Source organism: Agromyces sp. MMS24-K17 (assembly GCF_043950245.1).
In the GTDB taxonomy this organism is placed as follows: domain Bacteria; phylum Actinomycetota; class Actinomycetes; order Actinomycetales; family Microbacteriaceae; genus Agromyces.
This window is the reverse complement of record NZ_CP171640.1, coordinates 2,511,132-2,528,076: the sequence shown is the minus strand read 5'-3', so window position 1 is coordinate 2,528,076 and position 16,945 is coordinate 2,511,132. Positions and strand designations below refer to the sequence as shown.

At 72.4% G+C, this 16,945-nt stretch carries 17 protein-coding genes, 1 tRNA gene and 1 other RNA gene; 5 read left to right on the top strand and 14 right to left on the bottom strand.

All coding sequences use genetic code 11. The features are described from left to right. Positions 1 to 7 precede the first annotated feature (7 nt). Together ACGGZK_RS11535 and ACGGZK_RS11530 are read left to right on the top strand one after the other, a co-directional pair. Positions 8 to 601, top strand: a complete 594-nt coding sequence (locus tag ACGGZK_RS11535; protein ID WP_395242801.1) for an energy-coupling factor transporter transmembrane component T family protein — start codon at positions 8 to 10, stop codon at positions 599 to 601. 103 nt (positions 602 to 704) lie between these two features. Next, positions 705 to 1,490 carry a metal-dependent hydrolase gene (locus ACGGZK_RS11530; protein WP_395242800.1) on the top strand — a complete coding sequence of 262 codons (786 nt, stop codon included), beginning with the start codon at positions 705 to 707 and terminating at the stop codon, positions 1,488 to 1,490. Positions 1,491 to 1,509: 19 nt separating this feature from the next. On the opposite strand, the gene ACGGZK_RS11525 is transcribed toward ACGGZK_RS11530, so the two are convergent. The 3 genes from ACGGZK_RS11525 to ACGGZK_RS11515 form a co-directional block, all read right to left on the bottom strand. Continuing rightward, positions 1,510 to 1,788 carry a hypothetical protein gene (locus ACGGZK_RS11525; protein ID WP_395242799.1) on the bottom strand — a complete coding sequence of 93 codons (279 nt, stop codon included), beginning with the start codon at positions 1,786 to 1,788 and terminating at the stop codon, positions 1,510 to 1,512. An 11-nt stretch (positions 1,789 to 1,799) separates the two neighbouring features. Beyond that, a complete protein-coding gene (locus ACGGZK_RS11520) occupies positions 1,800 to 1,982 on the bottom strand; it encodes a hypothetical protein (protein WP_395242798.1) in 183 nt (60 codons plus the stop codon). Between the two features lie 145 nt (positions 1,983 to 2,127). After that, positions 2,128 to 2,203 (bottom strand) — tRNA-Lys (locus ACGGZK_RS11515). Positions 2,204 to 2,396: 193 nt separating this feature from the next. Between ACGGZK_RS11515 and hisN the strand changes: the two genes are divergently transcribed. After that, a complete protein-coding gene (gene hisN / locus ACGGZK_RS11510) occupies positions 2,397 to 3,215 on the top strand; it encodes a histidinol-phosphatase (protein ID WP_395242797.1) in 819 nt (272 codons plus the stop codon). A gap of 31 nt (positions 3,216 to 3,246) precedes the next feature. Here the strand turns inward: hisN and ACGGZK_RS11505 are convergent, their stop codons facing one another. Further along, complete coding sequence (locus tag ACGGZK_RS11505) at positions 3,247 to 4,203, bottom strand: DMT family transporter (protein WP_395242796.1); 957 nt, start codon at positions 4,201 to 4,203, stop codon at positions 3,247 to 3,249. Positions 4,204 to 4,284: 81 nt separating this feature from the next. Here ACGGZK_RS11505 and ACGGZK_RS11500 point away from each other — a divergent pair, with 81 nt between their 5' ends. Further along, positions 4,285 to 5,211, top strand: coding sequence for a LysR family transcriptional regulator (locus tag ACGGZK_RS11500; protein ID WP_395242795.1), 927 nt, complete (start codon positions 4,285 to 4,287; stop codon positions 5,209 to 5,211). A 34-nt stretch (positions 5,212 to 5,245) separates the two neighbouring features. Here the strand turns inward: ACGGZK_RS11500 and mgrA are convergent, their stop codons facing one another. The 3 genes from mgrA to ssrA all read right to left on the bottom strand — a co-directional run bounded on the left by mgrA (position 5,246) and on the right by ssrA (position 7,958). Further along, the gene (mgrA, locus tag ACGGZK_RS11495) at positions 5,246 to 6,298 is read right to left on the bottom strand and encodes an L-glyceraldehyde 3-phosphate reductase (RefSeq protein WP_395242794.1); all 1,053 of its coding nucleotides are present in this window, start codon (positions 6,296 to 6,298) and stop codon (positions 5,246 to 5,248) included. A gap of 429 nt (positions 6,299 to 6,727) precedes the next feature. Continuing rightward, positions 6,728 to 7,465: a hypothetical protein gene (locus tag ACGGZK_RS11490; protein WP_395242793.1), complete on the bottom strand. Its 738-nt coding sequence runs from the start codon at positions 7,463 to 7,465 to the stop codon at positions 6,728 to 6,730. A 125-nt stretch (positions 7,466 to 7,590) separates the two neighbouring features. Beyond that, positions 7,591 to 7,958, bottom strand: a transfer-messenger RNA (tmRNA) gene (gene ssrA / locus ACGGZK_RS11485). A gap of 144 nt (positions 7,959 to 8,102) precedes the next feature. Between ssrA and ACGGZK_RS11480 the strand changes: the two genes are divergently transcribed. Next, positions 8,103 to 8,783: an SIMPL domain-containing protein gene (locus ACGGZK_RS11480; protein ID WP_395242792.1), complete on the top strand. Its 681-nt coding sequence runs from the start codon at positions 8,103 to 8,105 to the stop codon at positions 8,781 to 8,783. A 35-nt stretch (positions 8,784 to 8,818) separates the two neighbouring features. Here the strand turns inward: ACGGZK_RS11480 and ACGGZK_RS11475 are convergent, their stop codons facing one another. From ACGGZK_RS11475 to ACGGZK_RS11445, 7 genes are all read right to left on the bottom strand, one after another. Then, complete coding sequence (locus ACGGZK_RS11475) at positions 8,819 to 9,550, bottom strand: tyrosine-protein phosphatase (RefSeq protein WP_395242791.1); 732 nt, start codon at positions 9,548 to 9,550, stop codon at positions 8,819 to 8,821. Positions 9,551 to 9,597: 47 nt separating this feature from the next. Continuing rightward, positions 9,598 to 10,074: an SsrA-binding protein SmpB gene (smpB, locus tag ACGGZK_RS11470; protein ID WP_395242790.1), complete on the bottom strand. Its 477-nt coding sequence runs from the start codon at positions 10,072 to 10,074 to the stop codon at positions 9,598 to 9,600. 155 nt (positions 10,075 to 10,229) lie between these two features. Beyond that, positions 10,230 to 11,141: a permease-like cell division protein FtsX gene (gene ftsX / locus ACGGZK_RS11465; RefSeq protein ID WP_395242789.1), complete on the bottom strand. Its 912-nt coding sequence runs from the start codon at positions 11,139 to 11,141 to the stop codon at positions 10,230 to 10,232. Then, the gene (gene ftsE / locus ACGGZK_RS11460; RefSeq protein ID WP_395242788.1) at positions 11,138 to 12,145 is read right to left on the bottom strand and encodes a cell division ATP-binding protein FtsE; all 1,008 of its coding nucleotides are present in this window, start codon (positions 12,143 to 12,145) and stop codon (positions 11,138 to 11,140) included. The genes ftsX and ftsE overlap by 4 nt, the downstream gene beginning before the upstream one ends. Before the next feature lie 167 nt (positions 12,146 to 12,312). Next, positions 12,313 to 13,158 (bottom strand): alpha/beta hydrolase, encoded by an 846-nt coding sequence (locus ACGGZK_RS11455; RefSeq protein WP_395242787.1) that lies wholly within the window; start codon positions 13,156 to 13,158, stop codon positions 12,313 to 12,315. Positions 13,159 to 13,204: 46 nt separating this feature from the next. Continuing rightward, positions 13,205 to 14,029: an alpha/beta fold hydrolase gene (locus tag ACGGZK_RS11450; RefSeq protein ID WP_395242786.1), complete on the bottom strand. Its 825-nt coding sequence runs from the start codon at positions 14,027 to 14,029 to the stop codon at positions 13,205 to 13,207. 172 nt (positions 14,030 to 14,201) lie between these two features. Beyond that, positions 14,202 to 16,937, bottom strand: coding sequence for an ATP-binding protein (locus ACGGZK_RS11445; protein WP_395242785.1), 2,736 nt, complete (start codon positions 16,935 to 16,937; stop codon positions 14,202 to 14,204). Between the last annotated feature and the right edge of the window lie 8 nt (positions 16,938 to 16,945).

Here is a 16,945-nt window from a genome sequence, read left to right as displayed (position 1 = left end):
CCCCGGCATGATCGGCGTCCACCACCCCGGCACCTCGCTGCTGCACCGCGCGCCCGCGCTGGTGAAGCTCGGCGTGCTCGCGGTGCTCGTGACGACGGTCTCGCTGTGGTCGTCGCCGTGGGCGCTGGGCGGGGCATCCGCGCTGACGCTCCTGCTGTTCGCCGTCGCCCGCGTGCCGTTCCGGCTCGTCTGGAGTCAGGTGTCGCCCATCCTCTGGGTGCTCGCCTTCGCCGTACCGGTGCAGGTGTTCGTGAACGGATGGGAGCCGGCGGCGACGATGGCGGTGCGGCTCGTGCTCGCCGTCGCGCTCGCGGCGCTCTACACGCTGACCACGCCCGTCACCGAGACGCTCGACGCGATGCAGGTGCTGCTCCGGCCGTTCCGGCGGTGGATCGACGCCGACCGGGTCGGGCTCGCGCTCGCGCTCGCGATCCGGTGCGTGCCGCTCCTCGCGGAGATCGTGCACGAGGTGCTCGAGGCGCGCCGCGCGCGCGGCGCCGAGGGGTCGGTGCGCGCGCTCGCGGTGCCGGTGATCGTCCGCGCGCTGCGCACGGCGGAGCACCTCGGCGACGCGCTCGTCGCGCGCGGGTTCGACGACTGACCCGGCCGCGCGGGATGCCTCGGGCGGATGCCCCGGGCCGCCGAGCCATGTCGTCGGGCTCCGGCAGACTGGCCTCCTCCCCTACGAGAGGCTCCCCACCGCCATGATGGGCATCACCCATGCCACCAGCGGCGCCGCCGCCTGGTTCGCCGTCACCAGCGCGATGCCCGTCGTCGCGGTCGGCGCCTACCCGCTCGACCCGGTCGGCGTGCTCGCCGGCGCGGCCGTGTGCGCCGGCGCGGCGCTCCTGCCGGACGCCGACCACCACAGCGCGACGATCGCGCAGTCGGTGCCCGTGCTCGGCAAGCTCGCCACCGGCGCGATCGGCGAGCTCAGCGGCGGCCACCGCCACGGCGCGCACTCCCCCGTCGCGGTCGCGATCGTCGCGGCGGCCGCGTGGGGGCTCACGTTCATCCGGATGCCCGTCGAGGGACTCGACACCATCGCGATCGGCGCCGGGGTCGGCACGGCGGCGCTCACCGCCTTCGGGGTGAAGGCCCGCGACTTCGTCCGCACCTGGCCCATGGCGTGGCTGGTCGGCGCGCTGCTCGGCGCGTTCATCGTGCTCGCCGCCCCCGAGCAGATCGCCTGGTTCCCGCTCGCCGTCACCGTCGGGTTCCTCGCGCACCTCGCCGGCGACTTCCTCACGACCGGCGGCCTGCCGGGCCTGCTCTGGCCGTGGGTGCCACGCCCGCCCGACCTCGTCGACGAACTGCCCGTGCTGCGCCACCTGTGGATGCGCAACGGCTACGTCGCGCTGCCCCTCGTCGGCGACACCGGCTCGTACCGCGAGACGATGCTCGGCACGATGCTCGCGCTCTACACGTTCGTCGGCTTCGGCTACGAAGGGCTGCTGCTGGTCGGGATCGACCCGTTCGCCCTCTGGTGAGGCGCGGAGCGGGGCATCCTCACGCCTTGGTGGCGTCGAGTGCCGCGACGAGCTCGTCGAGCTGCGGCTTCTGCGAGTCGTCGACGGTCAGCGACATGAACGCCGACATCGCGAGCAGCACCTCGTACGTGTCGGGCTTGCCGCGCTTGCCCGGCTTGTGCGACACGCGGATCTCGCGGTAGGTCGACACGGGGTTCCGTGAGACCTCCTGCATGCCGTCGTGCCGGAACTTCGCCACCGTGGCGCCGTCGAAGAGCAGCCGCTCGCCGTTCGCGCCCTTGACCTCGATGCTCGTCATCGTCATCCCCCTCAGAACCGCCGGCCCTGGCGGCTGTCGAACGCGTTCTCGATGCCCTGGAAGATCGCGGATGCGTCGCCGCCGGCGAGCAGGCCGATCACGACGACCAGCGTCGCGAGCAGGACGACTCCCCAGACGACGTACGTCGAGGTCTTCACCCGGCGCCGTGCCGGCGCAGACGTTTCGATGTTCATGGTGGCGAAGCTACCGATGCGGCCGCGCCGTGACCTGAGTAGGGATTGCTCATCATCGGCGGCGGCGGATACCCACCCGTGCTCGTCGCCATCGCGTCGTCGGAGATGCGAAACGGCCCCGGCGCATCGCGCCGGGGCCGTTCTGTGGTGCACCCCCAGGGACTTGAACCCTGAACCCACTGATTAAGAGTCAGTTGCTCTGCCGATTGAGCTAGAGGTGCGTGTTTCCGGCTGTTTCTCACAACCCGAACCGAGAGACGAGACTATCAGGGGAATCGGATCCGCGCCAATCGAGGGTCGGGTTCGGCGAGTCGGGCCATCCGATGGGCCTTCCCGCCCAACGGAGGGAGCGTCGCGCGCCCGCCGGAAGGCCAGACGGCGGCTCGCCGGCGGGCCCGCCGATACCCTGAAGTCGTGACCACGGATGCCGCTCCCGACGCCTTCGCCGACGACCTCGCCTTCGCGCTCGAGCTCGCCGACCTCGCCGACTCGATCTCGCTGGCGCGGTTCCGCGCCGTCGACCTCGACGTGCGCACGAAGCCCGACCGCACGCCCGTGACCGAGGCCGACCTCGCCGTGGAGCGGGCGCTGCGCGACCGACTGGCGGCCGAGCGCCCCGACGACGGGGTGATCGGCGAGGAGTTCGGCACCGAGGGCGATTCGACCCGGCAGTGGATCATCGACCCGATCGACGGCACCGCGAACTTCCTGCGCGGCGTGCCCGTGTGGGCGACGCTCATCGCGCTCGCGATCGACGGCGTGCCGGTGGTCGGCGTGGTCGCGATGCCGGCGCTCGGCCGCCGCTGGTGGGCGTCCCGCGGTGCGGGCGCCTGGACGACGGATGCCCCGGGCACGACGAGCGAGGCATCCATCGCGCCGCGCCGTATCGCGGTGTCGCAGGTGGGCGACCTGGCCGACGCCTCGCTCAGCTTCCAGAGCCTCGCCCAGTGGCGCGACGCGGGCTACCGCGATCGCCTGCTCGCCATGGCCGACCAGGTGTGGCGCGACCGCGCCTACGGCGACGCGTGGTCGTACATGCTGCTCGCCGAGGGGCTGCTCGAGATCGTCGGCGAGTTCGACGTGAAGGTCTACGACCTCGCCGCGCTCATCCCCGTGATCGAGGAGGCGGGCGGCCGCTTCACGTCGATCACCGGCGAGCCCGGGCCGGGCCACGGCAGCTCGCTCGCGACGAACGGGCTGCTGCACGACCGCGTGCTCGACGTGCTGCGCTGATCCGCCCCGGCGCCGCGACCCGGCGCAGCCCTCAGCGCCGCCGGCTCCACGCCACGCCGACGAGGCAGAGCGCCCCGCCGACGAGGGCGGCGATCGTCGGCAGCTCGCCGAGCAGCAGCCACGACAGCAGCACCGCGATCGCGGGCACGGCGAGCGTGGCCGACGCGGTCGCGCCGGCGGTGCTGCGCTGGAGCACCCACGCCCAGAGCAGGAACGCCACCGCGGTCGGGAAGAGGCCGAGGTAGACCGTCGCCGCGACCGCGGCCGTCGGGGCGGTGCCGACCTCGGTGACGAGCTGCGGCAGGAACGGGAGGAGCGCGACCGCCCCGACGACGCAACCGACCCAGGTGGCGCTCAGCGCGTCGGTCGTCTTCAGCGCGACCTTCTGCACGAGCAGCCCGCTCGCGTAGAGCACGGCCGCGACGAGGCCGAGCACGATGCCGAACAGGTCGCCGTGGGCGCCGGCCCCGCCGAGCGCGATGATCACGACGCCGGTGAAGCCGACGCCGAGGCCGATCATGAGCGGGCGCGGGAAGCCCTCCTTGAACGCGATGCCGGCGACGAGGGCGACGATGAGCGGCGCGACGTTCACGAGCATGGCCGTGGTGCCGGCGTCGAGGTGCCGCTCGGCGACGTTGAGCACGAGGGTGTAACCGGCGAACCAGATGACGCCGTACACGATGACGAGGACGAGCCCGCGGCCTCGCGGCAGCGGGGGTCGCCGCCAGGCCGCGATCGCGATGAGCGCGATCGATCCGACGAGCTGCCGGCCGAGGGCGATCGACCCCGGTGAGAGGTGGTCGCCGATGCCGCGGATCGCGATGAACGCCGACGCCCACAGCACGAGCACGACGGCGGTCGCGGCGAGCACCCGCCAGTCGGGCGCGACCCGCTCACCCGCGAGCGTCGGCGTCGGCGCGGGCGCGGCGGATGCGTCGAGGGCGGTGGGTGCGGGGGCGGCCTGCGGCTGGGCGGTGCGACGTGGCATGGTCCCAGCCTCGCGGCGCGATGGATTCAAGACAAGCGAATGATCCTTTCGGATCATTCAGTCTCGCTGTACAGTCGCCCCATGGTCGATCCCCAGCGCCTCCGGGTGTTCCGCGCGGTCGTGCACGCCGGCTCCATCAACGGCGCCGCCGAGCACCTCGGATACACCCCCTCGGCGGTCAGCCAGCACGTGAGCGCCCTCCAGCGCGAGACCGGACTCGTGCTCATGGAGCGCGCGGGGCGGGGCATCCGCCCGACCGCGGCCGGCCTCGTCGTCGCCGACCGCGCGACCCGCGTGCTCGACCAGCTCGCCGACTTCGACGGGCTCGCCGGCGACCTGCGCGCCGGCCGCAGCGGCACCATCCGCGTCGGCTGCTTCTCGTCGGCCAATCGCGCCTGGATGCCCGGCGTGTTCGGCGCCCTCGCCGACGACTTCCCCGACCTGCGCGTCGAGGTGGACCTCATCGAGCTGCGCGGCCGGTACGCCGTCGACCCCGACCTCGAGCTCTACATCGCCGAGTCGATCCCCGGCGACCGCGACCCCGCCGTCGCCGAGGGCGCCGTCGACGGCTACGACCTCGAGCACCTCCGCACCGAGGACTACGTCGCGGTCGTGGCCGCCGACCATCCCCTCGCGGGGCGGTCGGCGGTCGCCCTGGCCGGGCTCCGCGACGAGCCGTGGATCGACAACGACCACGCGCGCGGCCCCTGCCGCGAGATCGTGATGAGCGGATGCCTCGCCGCGGGCTACTCCCCGCGCTTCCGCCTCGCCGCACCCGACTACGCGACCGCGTTCGACTTCGTCGCGCAGGGGCTGGGGGTGACGGTGCTCCCCCGGCTCGGGGCGTTCCGCCTGCCCGGCGAGGTACGGGCGATCACGGTGTCGGATGCCGCGGTTCGCCGCCGCATCATGCTGCGCACCAAGCGCTCGATGCGGACCCACCCGGCCGTCGCACGCGCGGCGGAGCTCGTCAGAGCAGCCGCGGTCGAGGGCGACGCCCGGACGTGACGGAGACCGCAGCCGCCGACCGACGGTCGCCGACCTACGGCTTCAGCTCGGGCAGCCCGCCGCCGCGCCGGGCCTCGCCCCAGAGGTCGACCCCGCCGTCGACGGCGTGCCCGTCGATCGCGTCGAGCTCGTCGTCGTCGAGGTCGAGCCGGGCGAGGGCGTCGAGGTTCTCGTCGAGCTGTTCGGCCCGGCTCGCGCCGATCACGAGGCTCGTCACCCGCTCGTCGCGGAGCGCCCACGCGAGGGCGAGCTGCGCGAGCGACTGACCCCGCTCGCGCGCGATCGCGTCGAGGGCGCGCAGGTGCTCGCGCGTGGCATCCGACACCGAGTCCGCATCGAGCGACTTCCCGGCCGCGGCGCGGGAGTCTCCCGGCACGCCGCCGAGGTACTTGCCCGTGAGCAGGCCCTGCGCGAGCGCGGTGAAGCCGATCACGCCGAACCCGAGCTCGCCGGCCGCGTCGAGGAGGCCGTCGGTCTCGATCCATCGGTTCAGCATCGAGTACGACGGCTGGTGGATGGTCAGCGGCGTGCCGAGCTCCCGCAGCAGACGCGCCATCTCGCGGGCGTCCTCGGCGCCGTACGAGGAGATGCCGACGTAGAGGGCCTTGCCCGAGCGGACGGCATGGTCGAGCGCCGCGGCGGTCTCCTCCAACGGGGTGTCGGGGTCGGGCCGGTGCGAGTAGAACAGGTCGACGTAGTCGAGCCCGAGGCGGTCGAGCGACCGGTCGAGGCTCGCGAGCAGGTACTTGCGGCTGCCGCCGACGCCGTACGGGCCGGGCCACATGTCCCAGCCGGCCTTCGTCGAGACGATGAGCTCGTCGCGGTACGGCGCCAGGTCGTCGGCGAGGAGGCGCCCGAAGTTCGCCTCGGCGGCGCCGTACGGCGGACCGTAGTTGTTCGCGAGGTCGAAGTGCGTGACCCCGCGGTCGAAGGCGCGGCGCACGATCGCGCGTTGCGACTCGAGCGTGCGGTCGTCGCCGAAGTTGTGCCAGAGGCCGAGCGAGAGCAGCGGAAGCTGCAGCCCGGATCTCCCGGAACGGCGGTAGGCCATGCGGTCGTAGCGGTCGGATGCGGCGGTGTATCCCACGCGTCGATCGTAGCGAGCGCCTCCGGAGATGACCGAACAGTGGACAAGGTGCAAATTCCATGCGTGGGATTGGATGATTCACCCAGACGCGGTCACGCGCGGATCGTGCCATCCTGCTCGGAGGTGAGTGACCTCACTCACCGGCCGGCGCACCCACCCCGCGCCAGGCGGCAGCGAGGCCGCACCCCTGGACCCGTCACCCGGGCACGCGACATCGGAGCACCCCTCCACCCTCGCCTCCCCCAGTGACGACGGCGCGAGCCGTCGCCATGCGAACTCCGACGCGCGAGGAACACGACCATGGACGAGTACGACGCCAGCGGCTGGTACTGCGACGAGCCCGACTGCGACTACTGCCAGACCTCGTCCACCGACTGACGAACGGTCCGAGCCCACGAGCCGGTCGGGCGTCAGCGTCGATGCCCGGCCTCACACGTGCCCGACGCCGAAGTTCCACGGCGCGTACAGCCACGACCCGTCGCCGTCGTCCACCGGCCACGTGTTCACCGCCACCGAGTAGGCGTTCTCGTACTCGGCGATCAACTGCTGCCCGATCGGCGCCCCGGTCTCGGCGCGAACCTGGTCCCATCCGCTGCCGGTCCAGGGTTCGCCGAGGTCGGCGGCGAGCGCCTCGGCGTCGTCGCCCGGCTGGAAGCCCGTCACCGTGCGCACCGCCAGTCCGTCGCCGACGACGGGCGTCGTCACCCGCACGGCGAGGTTCAGGTCGATCGGCCCGGCGCCCTCGTGATCGTCGGCGACCTGCAGGCCCTCCCACGCGTACACCGTCGTCGGCCATGTCTCGAGGCTGCCGTCGTGCTCCTCGATGGTCGGCGCGGCGGCGAGCGCGGTCGTGAGCGCCGCGATGAACGCGGCGACGTCGGCGTCGTACGACAGGTCGGCGACGACGGCGCCCTCGGCGTCGAGCAGTTCGAGCCGCTCGGGCCGGAGCACCAGTTCGACGGCGGCCTCGAGCGGGTCGGCGGGCTCGGGTTCGGGGGTCGGCGTCGGCGTGCTCGTGGCGACCGAGGGGCGGGGCAGGTCGGTCGGCCGGGCCTCGGGCGTTGCGGGTGCGGTGCAGGAGGCGAGCAGCGCGGCGGCGGCGATCGCGCCGCCGAACCGGGCGGCGACGGCGGGGGCACGTCGACCGTCGTGGGGGTCACGGGTCATGGTCGGAACCTATCGTTCCGCGACGGCGCGCGGTTGCAACGAATCGGCAACGGCCGGGTCGAGGCATCCGCCGTTCGACGGGGCCGCCCGAACAGGGAGATTCCGCAGTGTGCGACGACGACCGATGGTGGAGATGGGGGGAATTGAACCCCCGTCCATCGCTGGGATTCCACGCCTTCTCCGGGCGCATCCTGTGGAGCGCTCTACTCGGCCCCGACTCTTGACACAGGCATCTGAGTCGACGGGCCCAGCCCGATGAAGTCCCGCGCGCCGCTCAGGCGGAGACGCGCAGCAAGTTCCCTAGATGACGCCGGCGACCGAGGCGGGAACAGACTCGGGCCGACGGACTATCGGACTCGCTTAGGCAGCGAGGGCGAAGTCGGACTGCTTGTTATTGGCAGTTATTGGTTCGCAGGGGGCGTTCACGAGATAACCCTGCATCCTCGGCCCGCTTCTCGCGGTCTCGCAGGCGATGTCGAAACCGATCATCCCCATGGGTCGCCGGGATCTGTTCGGATCCGTCGGCGGGCCGTCGTCGCACACTGTGGAGTTTCCAACGCCGCGCGGCTCTCGCCGGCGCGGCCTCTCAGACTACAACAGGCGGATGCCACGCGCCATTCCCGCTAGCGTGTCGATCATGAGCGAGCCAGTGCACATCACCGTCGTCGGCACGAGCGAGATCCACCACCCCGCGGAGCGGGCGACGCTGCGACTGTCCGTCGCCGCCCAGGGCCCCCAGCGGCAGGCCGCGTTCGAGCCCGCTTCGCGGGTGCACGGGCGACTGGTCGATGCGCTCCGCGCCATGGCGGCGGCCGAGCCGGCGCCGATCACCTGGTGGGCGAGCGGCCAGCTGCGCACCTCGACGCACCGTCCGTGGAACAAGGACGGCAAGGTGCTGCCTCCCGTGTTCACCACGGCGACCGACCTCCAGGCGAAGTTCCAGGACTTCAGCGCCCTCGCCGACTGGGCCGGTGAGCTCGCGGTCGCCGACCTCGTCTCCATCCGGGGCATCGAGTGGGCGCTCACCGAGCGCACGCGCGACGAGGTCCGCACCCGGGTGCAGCGCGACGCCGTCGAGTCCGCACGGCGAAAGGCCGAGGCGTACGCCGCCTCGCTCGGCCTCGGCCGGGTCGTGCCGCTCGCCATCGCCGACCCGGGCCTGCTCGAGGCCGGCATGACCTCGACGTTCGTGCAGCCGGTCGCGGGGATGCGCCTGGCCGCCGCGGCCGGCGGGGCGGAGAACGGCCTGTCGTTCGCGCCGGAGGACATCACGCTCGAGGCGACCGTGCACGCCCGCTTCGCGGCGACGCCGGCCTGAGTCCGCGCGCCGGCGCGGCGGCGGCGCGGCGCGCCTCAGTCGGCGATGAGCAGCCGTTCGAGCGCGGCGAGTTCCGAGAGGCCGAGCCCGGATGCGACGAGGTACTCGCGCGCGGTGCCGTTCCGACGCTCGACCTCCTCGATGACCGCCTCGATCGCCTCGCGTGGGCTCCCGCCGACCAGCATGCGCAACTGCGGGCTGTCGGCGACGCCGTATCGGCCGATCAGCTCGACCATGCCCTCGAGCCATTCGCCCGCGAGGTTCGCCTGCGTGCGCTCGTAGTCGGCGATGACCGCCTCGCGGTCGACGCCGACCGCCAGCAACGTGAGGGCGATGACGACGCCGGTGCGATCCTTGCCGGCCGTGCAGTGCACCACCACCGACCGGTCGCCGGCCGACGAGATCTCGCGGATCGCCTCGACGACGACGTGCGAGTGCTGCGAGACGATGCGCTCGTAGAGCTCGGCGAGGCTGATGCCCGGCCGCTGCGACGCCGCCGATCCCTCGAACACCGGCAGCCGGAGCACCTCGAGGTCGAGCCCGGCGACGTCGTCGGGCATCGACTGGGCCTCGCGGTCGTCTCGCAGGTCGATGACGATGCCGATCCCGAGCTCGACGAGCTCCGCGCGCCCCGCCTCCCCGAGGCGGTGCAGCCCGTCGGAACGGTAGAGCACGCCCGGTCGCACCACGCCGGTCGCGGCGGGCAGGCCGCCCACGTCGCGGAAGTTGTAGGTGCCGGGGACGGGGATGCGCGTCGAGGTCTCCACGGCGGAAGCCTAACCCGGCCCGCCGACGGATGCCCGGGCGATCGGGACTACTCCCCCAGCCGACGGTGCGTCGACATGGCGCGGTCGGCCTCGCGCTTGTCCTGCTTCTCGCGCAGCGCCTGGCGCTTGTCGTACTCCTTCTTGCCCTTGGCGATCGCGAGTTCGACCTTCGCGCGCCCGTCGGAGAAGTAGATCGACAGCGGGATCAGCGTGTACCCGCCCTGCGAGATGCGGTGGCTGATCTTGATGATCTCCTGCTTGTGCAGGAGCAGCTTGCGCTTGCGCCTGGGCGCGTGGTTGTTCCACGTTCCCTCGGTGTACTCGGGGATGTGCACCGCGTCGAGCCACATCTCGCCCCCGTCGATGAAGGCGTAGCCGTCGACCAGCGACGCCCGCCCTTCGCGCAGCGACTTCACCTCGGTGCCCAGCAGCACCAGGCCCGCCTCGTAGGTGTCCTCGATGAGGTAGTCGTGCCGCGCCTTGCGGTTGGTCGCGACGACCTTCTGACCGCGTTCCCTGGGCACGGCGCACTCCTTCGTTCGTGTTTCGTTCGTGACGGATGCCCCGGCCGAACGCCGGAGCAGCCCATCAGTCTACCCACCGGAGGCCGGGTCGGCGCGCAGCGCCCCACTCCCGCTGGTCGAGTCGGGCGCGCAGCGCCCGTGTCGAGGCCCCCGCCCTACGCCCGCAGGTACCGCCGGATGGCGATGCCGGCCGACGCGGCCGCGAGCAGCACGCCCACGATGACCAGCAGCGGCACCACCAGCCACGCGTCGTTGAGGTCGACGAACGTGAACGACAGCGTGTCGGCGAGGTATCCCTGCACGAAGATCGCGACGATCGCGACCACGGCACCGCCCGCGAGCAGCGAGCCGATGAGCCCCGCGAAGATGCCCTCCAGCACGAACGGCGTCTGGATGAACCGGTTGGATGCCCCGACGAGCCGCATGATCGCGAGCTCCCGTCGGCGTGAGAACGCCGACAGGCGGATCGTCGTCGCGATGAGCAGCGCGGCGGCGACGAGCATGATCACGGCGATCGCGATGGCGGTGTAGCTGGCCGCGTTCAGCACGTCGAAGATCTGGTCGAGGTACTGGCGTTGGTCGACGACCTGCTCGACGCCGGCCATGCCGGCGAGGCTCTCGGCGATGACGTCCGACTGCGACGGGTCGACGAGGTTCACCCAGAAGGTCTCGTTGAGCACCTCGGGGGTGACGTACTCCGCAGCCGGCGTGCCGGCGAACTGCTCCTGGAAGTTCGCGTACGCCTGGTCGTGGTCCTCGAACGTGACCTCGTCGATGAACGGGGCGAGCGTGTCGGACTCCAGTTGGTCCTGTACGGCCGTCTTCTGCTCGTCGGTCGCCTCGCCGTCGGTGCATCCCGCCGCAGTGGAGACCGACGTGCACAGGTAGACCGCGACCTGCGCGCGGTCGTACCAGTAGCCCTTCATCTGCGCGATCTGCAGCTGCAGCAGCGCGGCGGTGCCGACGAACGTGAGCGACACGAACGTGACGAGCACGACCGAGACGACCATCGAGAGGTTGCGGCGGAGGCCGTTGCCGGCCTCGGCCAGCACGAGTCCGGCCCTCACGAGGTCGGCCCCACTTCCTGGTCGTCGTCGCCGCTGCGCGGGCCGCCGGGCGCGCGCAGGCCGAGCCGCTCCGCGAGGGTCTGCGGCTTGGATGCCTCGGGCGGCGGCGCCTTCCCCTCCTTCGGCTCGAGTTGCTCGGGGTCGAGCAGGATCTGCCCGGTCGCCGCGGCGGTGATCTCCGCGGCGGCGTCGGTGACCTCGTCGGTGGCCTCGGGCTCGACGTAGAGGGGGGCGGCGTCTCGCATGTTCTCCGGGGTGACCTTCGGGGCGGCCGCGGTGACCGGAGCCCCGAGGTCGCCGGGTTCGAACTCGCGCACGGTCTCGCCGTCGTAGCCGGCGCCGCGCTCGTCGCGCACGACCTCGCCGGCCGACAGCTCGATGACGCGACGCTGCATCTGGTCGACGATGCCGGCCTCGTGCGTGGCCATGACGACCGTCGTGCCGCTCGCGTTGATGCGCTCGAGGAGGGTCATGATGCCGGCGCTGGTGACCGGGTCGAGGTTGCCGGTTGGCTCGTCGGCGAGCAGGATCTGCGGCTTGTTCACGATGGCCCTGGCGATGGCGACGCGTTGCTGCTCGCCGCCCGACAGCTCGTGGGGCATCCGCTTGCCCTTGCCGTCGAGGCCGACGAGCTTGAGCGTCTCGGGGACGGCCGACTGGATGAAGCCGCGCGACTTGCCGATCACGCGCAGCGTGAAGGCGACGTTCTCGTAGACGTTCTTGTTGGGCAGCAGGCGGAAGTCCTGGAAGACGACGCCGAGGCTGCGCCGGAAGTACGGGATCTTGCGGCTCGAGATCGAGCCGAGGTCCTGGCCGAGCACGTGGATGGTGCCCTTCGTCGGCTTCTCCTCCTTGAGGATCAGCCGCAGGAAGCTGGACTTGCCCGACCCCGACGCGCCGACGAGGAACACGAACTCGCCACGGGCGATCTCGACCCCGAGGTCGTCGAGTGCTGGCCTGGCCTGGCCGGGGTAGGTCTTGGTGACGGAGTCGAAGCGGATCATCGCGTTCGAGCCTAGGCAGGCTTCCCGCGATTCGCAGCAGCGACTCGCCCCGGCGCCGAGCCGACGTCCCGGTCGGACGTCGGCTCGGCGGACGGCTGGTCGGCTGGCTCGGCGAGAGGCTCGGCGGATGACTCGCCCGGGACGCTCCGGCCGCCAAGCTCGGGCCGCTACGCGTCCGCCGCGACCGAGGATCTGGTGCGCGCGTGCGCGAGCGCCCACTCGAGGGCGTGGTCGGCGACCTCCTCCCAGCCGGGCTCGGCGCAGATCCAGTGCGAGCGGCCGGGGAACTCGACGTACTCGGTGAGCGCCGGCGACTTGGCGTAGTGCTTCGCGTTCGACTTGTTGACGCTCGGCGGCATGATGTGGTCCTGCTCGCCGCCGATGAAGAGCAGCGGCGCGCGGTCCTGCTTGTAGTCGACCCAGGTCTCCTGGTGGCCGGGCTTGAAGTTCGCGATGAGCCCGTACGCCCAGATCCAGTTGCCCGGGGCGGGGATGGCGAACTCGTTCCAGACCGCGTCGGAGTCCTCGCGCGAGAGCGTGTTCGCGAACGCGTAGTGGAACTCCTCGGGCGTGAACGCGACGGCCTTGTGGATGTTCGCGGGGTTCTTCAGGGCCGGGAACAGCGACTTCGCCTGCGAGAGCGGCGTCATGCGCACGCCCTCGGTCGGTGCCGAGTCGACGACGGCGGCCGCCGCGCCGAGCCCGCGGGCGAGGAGCAGCTGCGTGAGCGTGCCGCCGAACGAGTGCCCGATGATGATCGGCGGCGCGGGCAGCGCCTCGATCTGCGCGGCGAGGTGGTCGACGGTCTCGGGCACGGTGAGGTTCGCGATGAGCTCGGGCTGCTCGCGCAGGGCCTCGACCTCGATCTCGAAGCCGGGGTACCCGGGCGTCAGCACGGTGAAGCCCTTGGCCTCGAAGCGCTCCTTCCAGCCGCGCCAGCTGCGCGGGGTCATCCAGAGGCCGTGCACGAGCACGATCGTGTCGGGGGCGGCGGGGTCGGTGCGGTCGGTCATGGCGGGGGTTCCTCTCAGCGGTGGTGGAAGGGACGGGGCGAGTCGGTCAGGAGTCGATGAAGGCGAGCAGGTCGGCGTGCAGCCGGTCGCGGTCGGTGTCGGGCAGGCCGTGGGCGCCGCCCTCGTAGACCAGCAGCGTCGCGCCGTCGATGAGCTGGGCCGATCGCTCGCCGCCGACCGAGAACGGCACGATCTGGTCGTCGTCGCCGTGGATCACGAGCGTGGGCACGTCGATCTTCGCGAGGTCGGGCCGGAAGTCGGTGGCCGAGAACGCGGCGATGCACTCGTAGGCCGCGCGGTGCCCGCACGCCATGCTCTGCAGCCAGAACGCGTCGCGCACGCCCTGCGAGATGTCGGTGTTGCGGTTGTGGCCGAAGAACGGACCGTCGGCGAGGTCGCGGTACAGCTGGGAGCGGTCGGATGCCTCGCCGGCGCGGATGCCGTCGAACACGTCGATCGGGAGGCCCCCGGGGTTGTCGTCGGTCGCGAGCATGAGCGGCGGCACCGCCGAGACGAGCACCAGCTTGGCGACCCGAGCCGAGCCGTGGCGGCCGACATAGTGCGCGATCTCGCCGCCGCCGGTCGAGTGGCCGACGAGCGTCAGCTCGGTGAGGTCGAGGTGGTTGATGAGGCAGGCGAGGTCGTCGGCGTAGGTGTCCATCTCGTTGCCGTTCCACGTCTGGCTCGACCGGCCGTGCCCGCGCCGGTCGTGCGCGATCGCGCGGTGGCCGTGCTCGGCGAGGAAGCGGGCCGCGGCCTCCCAGGCGTCGGCGTTCAGCGGCCAGCCGTGGCTCAGCAGCACGGGCGTGCCGCTCGAGCCCCAGTCCTTGTAGAAGATCTGCGCGCCGTCATCGGCAGTCACGTAGGGCATGGGATGTCGCTCCTCAGGTGCTGGGTTGGATGGATGAGCCCATGCTCCTGCCGGCGACGTTCCACGCGGATCACGTGGAGTGCGTAGTCATGACGGCTCGGTTCGCGGTCGGGTGCGCACGGCCGGGACGCGCGGCCGGTCCGCGCGGCCGGTCCGCGCGGTCGGTCCGCGGTCAGTCCGTCGGGAATCGCTCGGCGAGCTGCCGGCGCGAGGTGACGCCGAGCTTCCGGAACACCTTCCGCAGGTGGTAGTCGACGGTGTTCGCGCTGATGAACAGGGCGGCGCCGATCTCGGGGTTCGTCTGCCCTCGGGCGGCCATCCGGGCGACGATCGCCTCCTGCGGGGTGAGGTCGCCCTCGGATCGCGCGGCCTGTTCGGCCGGCTTGGCGCCGGTCGCCTCGAGCTCGCGGCGTGCCCGGGCGGCGAAGGCGGTGGCCCGACTGTGCTCGAAGATGGCGAGCGCCCGCTCGAGCTGCACCCGGGCCTCGCGACGCCGCTTCGCCCGCCGCAGCCACTCCCCGTACACCAGGTGGGCGCGTCCGAGGTCGCCGACGGCGGTGGACGTCACGAGGATCTCGATCGCCGCGAGGTAGAGCGCCTCGGCGTCCTCGTCGGACGCGAGCAACGCCTCGCTGCGGGTCGACACCCCGCGGATCCAGGGCGTGCCGGAGTGGCGCGCGAACTCGGCGAGCCGGTCGGCCGAGGCGCGCACCGCATCGGCGCGACCACTGCGGACGCCCGCTTCGACATAGTCGGGCAGCTGCTGGTACGTGACCTGGAGGAAGGGCCGCTCGATCATCGGGCGCAGGCGGTCGAACGCGTCCCGGTAGTGCCCGTCCGCGATCTCGCGGATGCTGAGCCCGGTCATCGCGATGGTCCAGGCCCCGGCGAAGCCGGTGGCGAGCACGGCTTCGGCGATCATCTCGACCTGCACGACCGGCGCGCCGGTCCAGGCGAGGTACGAGGCGTTCACCACCTGTTCGGCGTCGTAGCCGATGGCGTGCCGCAGCTCGCGGACCAGCTCGATGTACCGTCCCGACGCGGCGGGATCACCCCGCACGACCTCGACCAAGCCCAGCAGCCACAACGACGAGTCGAGGTCGCGGAGCCGTCCGCCGGCACGGGCGCTCCGCGCCATCTCCTCGAGGAGCTCGACGCAGGCCCGTTCGTCCCAGAGGGCCATGGTCAGCGCGATCCCGATGGACCCGCTCTGCCAGGCCTCCGCGTCGGCGGACATCACGTCGAGGGCCTCGCGGATGAGCGGGACCGCCTCCTCGTACGGGAGGAGGATGTGCGCGCTGAGGGCCCTGAGGACCACGGATGCGGGCCCGTCGGCCACCTCCGCGCCGGCCGCGAGGCGGGCGCCGAGTTCCGGGAGGGTGACGTCCTCGGTCGCCCACTCCGCCATCAGCATCAGGTCGAACGCCCAGATCAGTGCCCGCTGCTCGAGGGCCGGCACGATGCCGTGGAACAGCTCGGCGGCCCGGAGCATCGCCGACGAACCGCCGGGGATCTGCTCGCCGTCCGCGACGAACAGGGCGACGAGGGTGCGGAGCTGCACCACCCGGCCGGCGCTCACCGGATCGAGGCCCGCGTCATCGACCTGGTCGAGGAGGTCGCGGGCGAGGTGCGCGGCACCGGCGCTCGCCGCCGCCTCCGCCGCGGCGAGCAGCCGGCCCGCACGGACCGGCCCTGCCGGGGAGAGCTCCGCCGCTCGGGTCAGCAATCGCGCGCGCGACGCGGTTCCACCACGTTCGCCGGCCGCGTCCGCCACCCGTTCGAGCGCTTCGGCGACGCCGTCGTCGGTGCCGACGGTCGCGGCCGCCGCGTGCCAGACCGCGAGGTCGCCCCGCCCACGGGCCTCGGCCTCGAGCCGTAGGGCGTCGTGGACGCGTCGTCGGTCGGCGTCGGGCATCCCGTTGTAGACCGCGGAACGCACGAGCGGGTGACGGAACACGACCGAGTCGCGCACCGAGGCGAGCTGCGCCCGTTCGGCGGGCGCCGCGGCATCCGCCTCGAGCCCGAGCCGCGCCGCCGCGCCGGCGATCAGCGCGGCATCACCGGTCGATTCGGTCGCCGCGACGAGCAACCACAGGCGCGACGCCTCGGGCAGCTGCTCGACCTGTTGCAGGTAGTGCTGCTCGAGCCGGGGGCCGACGGGCGTCGGCTCGGGCGCCGTCCAGGCGTGCGCGAGCTGCCGCGCGGTGAACTCCCGCGAGAGGTCGACGAGGGCCAGCGGGTTCCCCCCGGTGTCGGTGGCGATCTGCGCGGCCAGCAGCGGATCGACGGCCGAGTCGGTCGATCGGTTGAGCAACTGCGCCGAGGCCAGGGCATCGAGGCCGCCGAGCTCGAGCACGGGCACGCCGGCGGCGGCGACTTCGACGCGCTGGTCGGGCCGGGCGCTCAGGATCACCAGTACCGACTCGGCTTCGAGGCGCCGCGCGACGAACGCGAGGACTTCGAGCGACTCGGGGTCGACGAGGTGGGCGTCGTCGACGACGCAGACGAGGGGCTCGCGCTCGGCAGCGGCGGCGAGGAGCGACAGCATGCCGAGCCCCACCAGGTAGCGGTCGGGCGCGGGCCCGTCGTCGATCCCCGCGGCGATGCGCAGCGCCGTCGCCTGCGGTCGCGGCAGTGCCCCGACCAGCCCGGCGAACGGCGTCCCGAGCCGCTGCAAGGTCGCGTAGGGCATGGCCGACTCGGCCTCGAACCCGTCGGCGCGGACCACCCGGGCGCCCGCCGGATCGCGGGTCGCGGCGTCGAGCAGCGTGGTCTTGCCGATGCCGGCTTCGCCGCGGATGAGGACGGCGGCGCCATGCCCATTGCGCGCGGCTCCGACGAGCTCGGCGAGGTGCTTCAGTTCCTCGGTACGACCGAGGAGCGGGGACTGGTCAGCGTCGATGGGCACAACGTAGT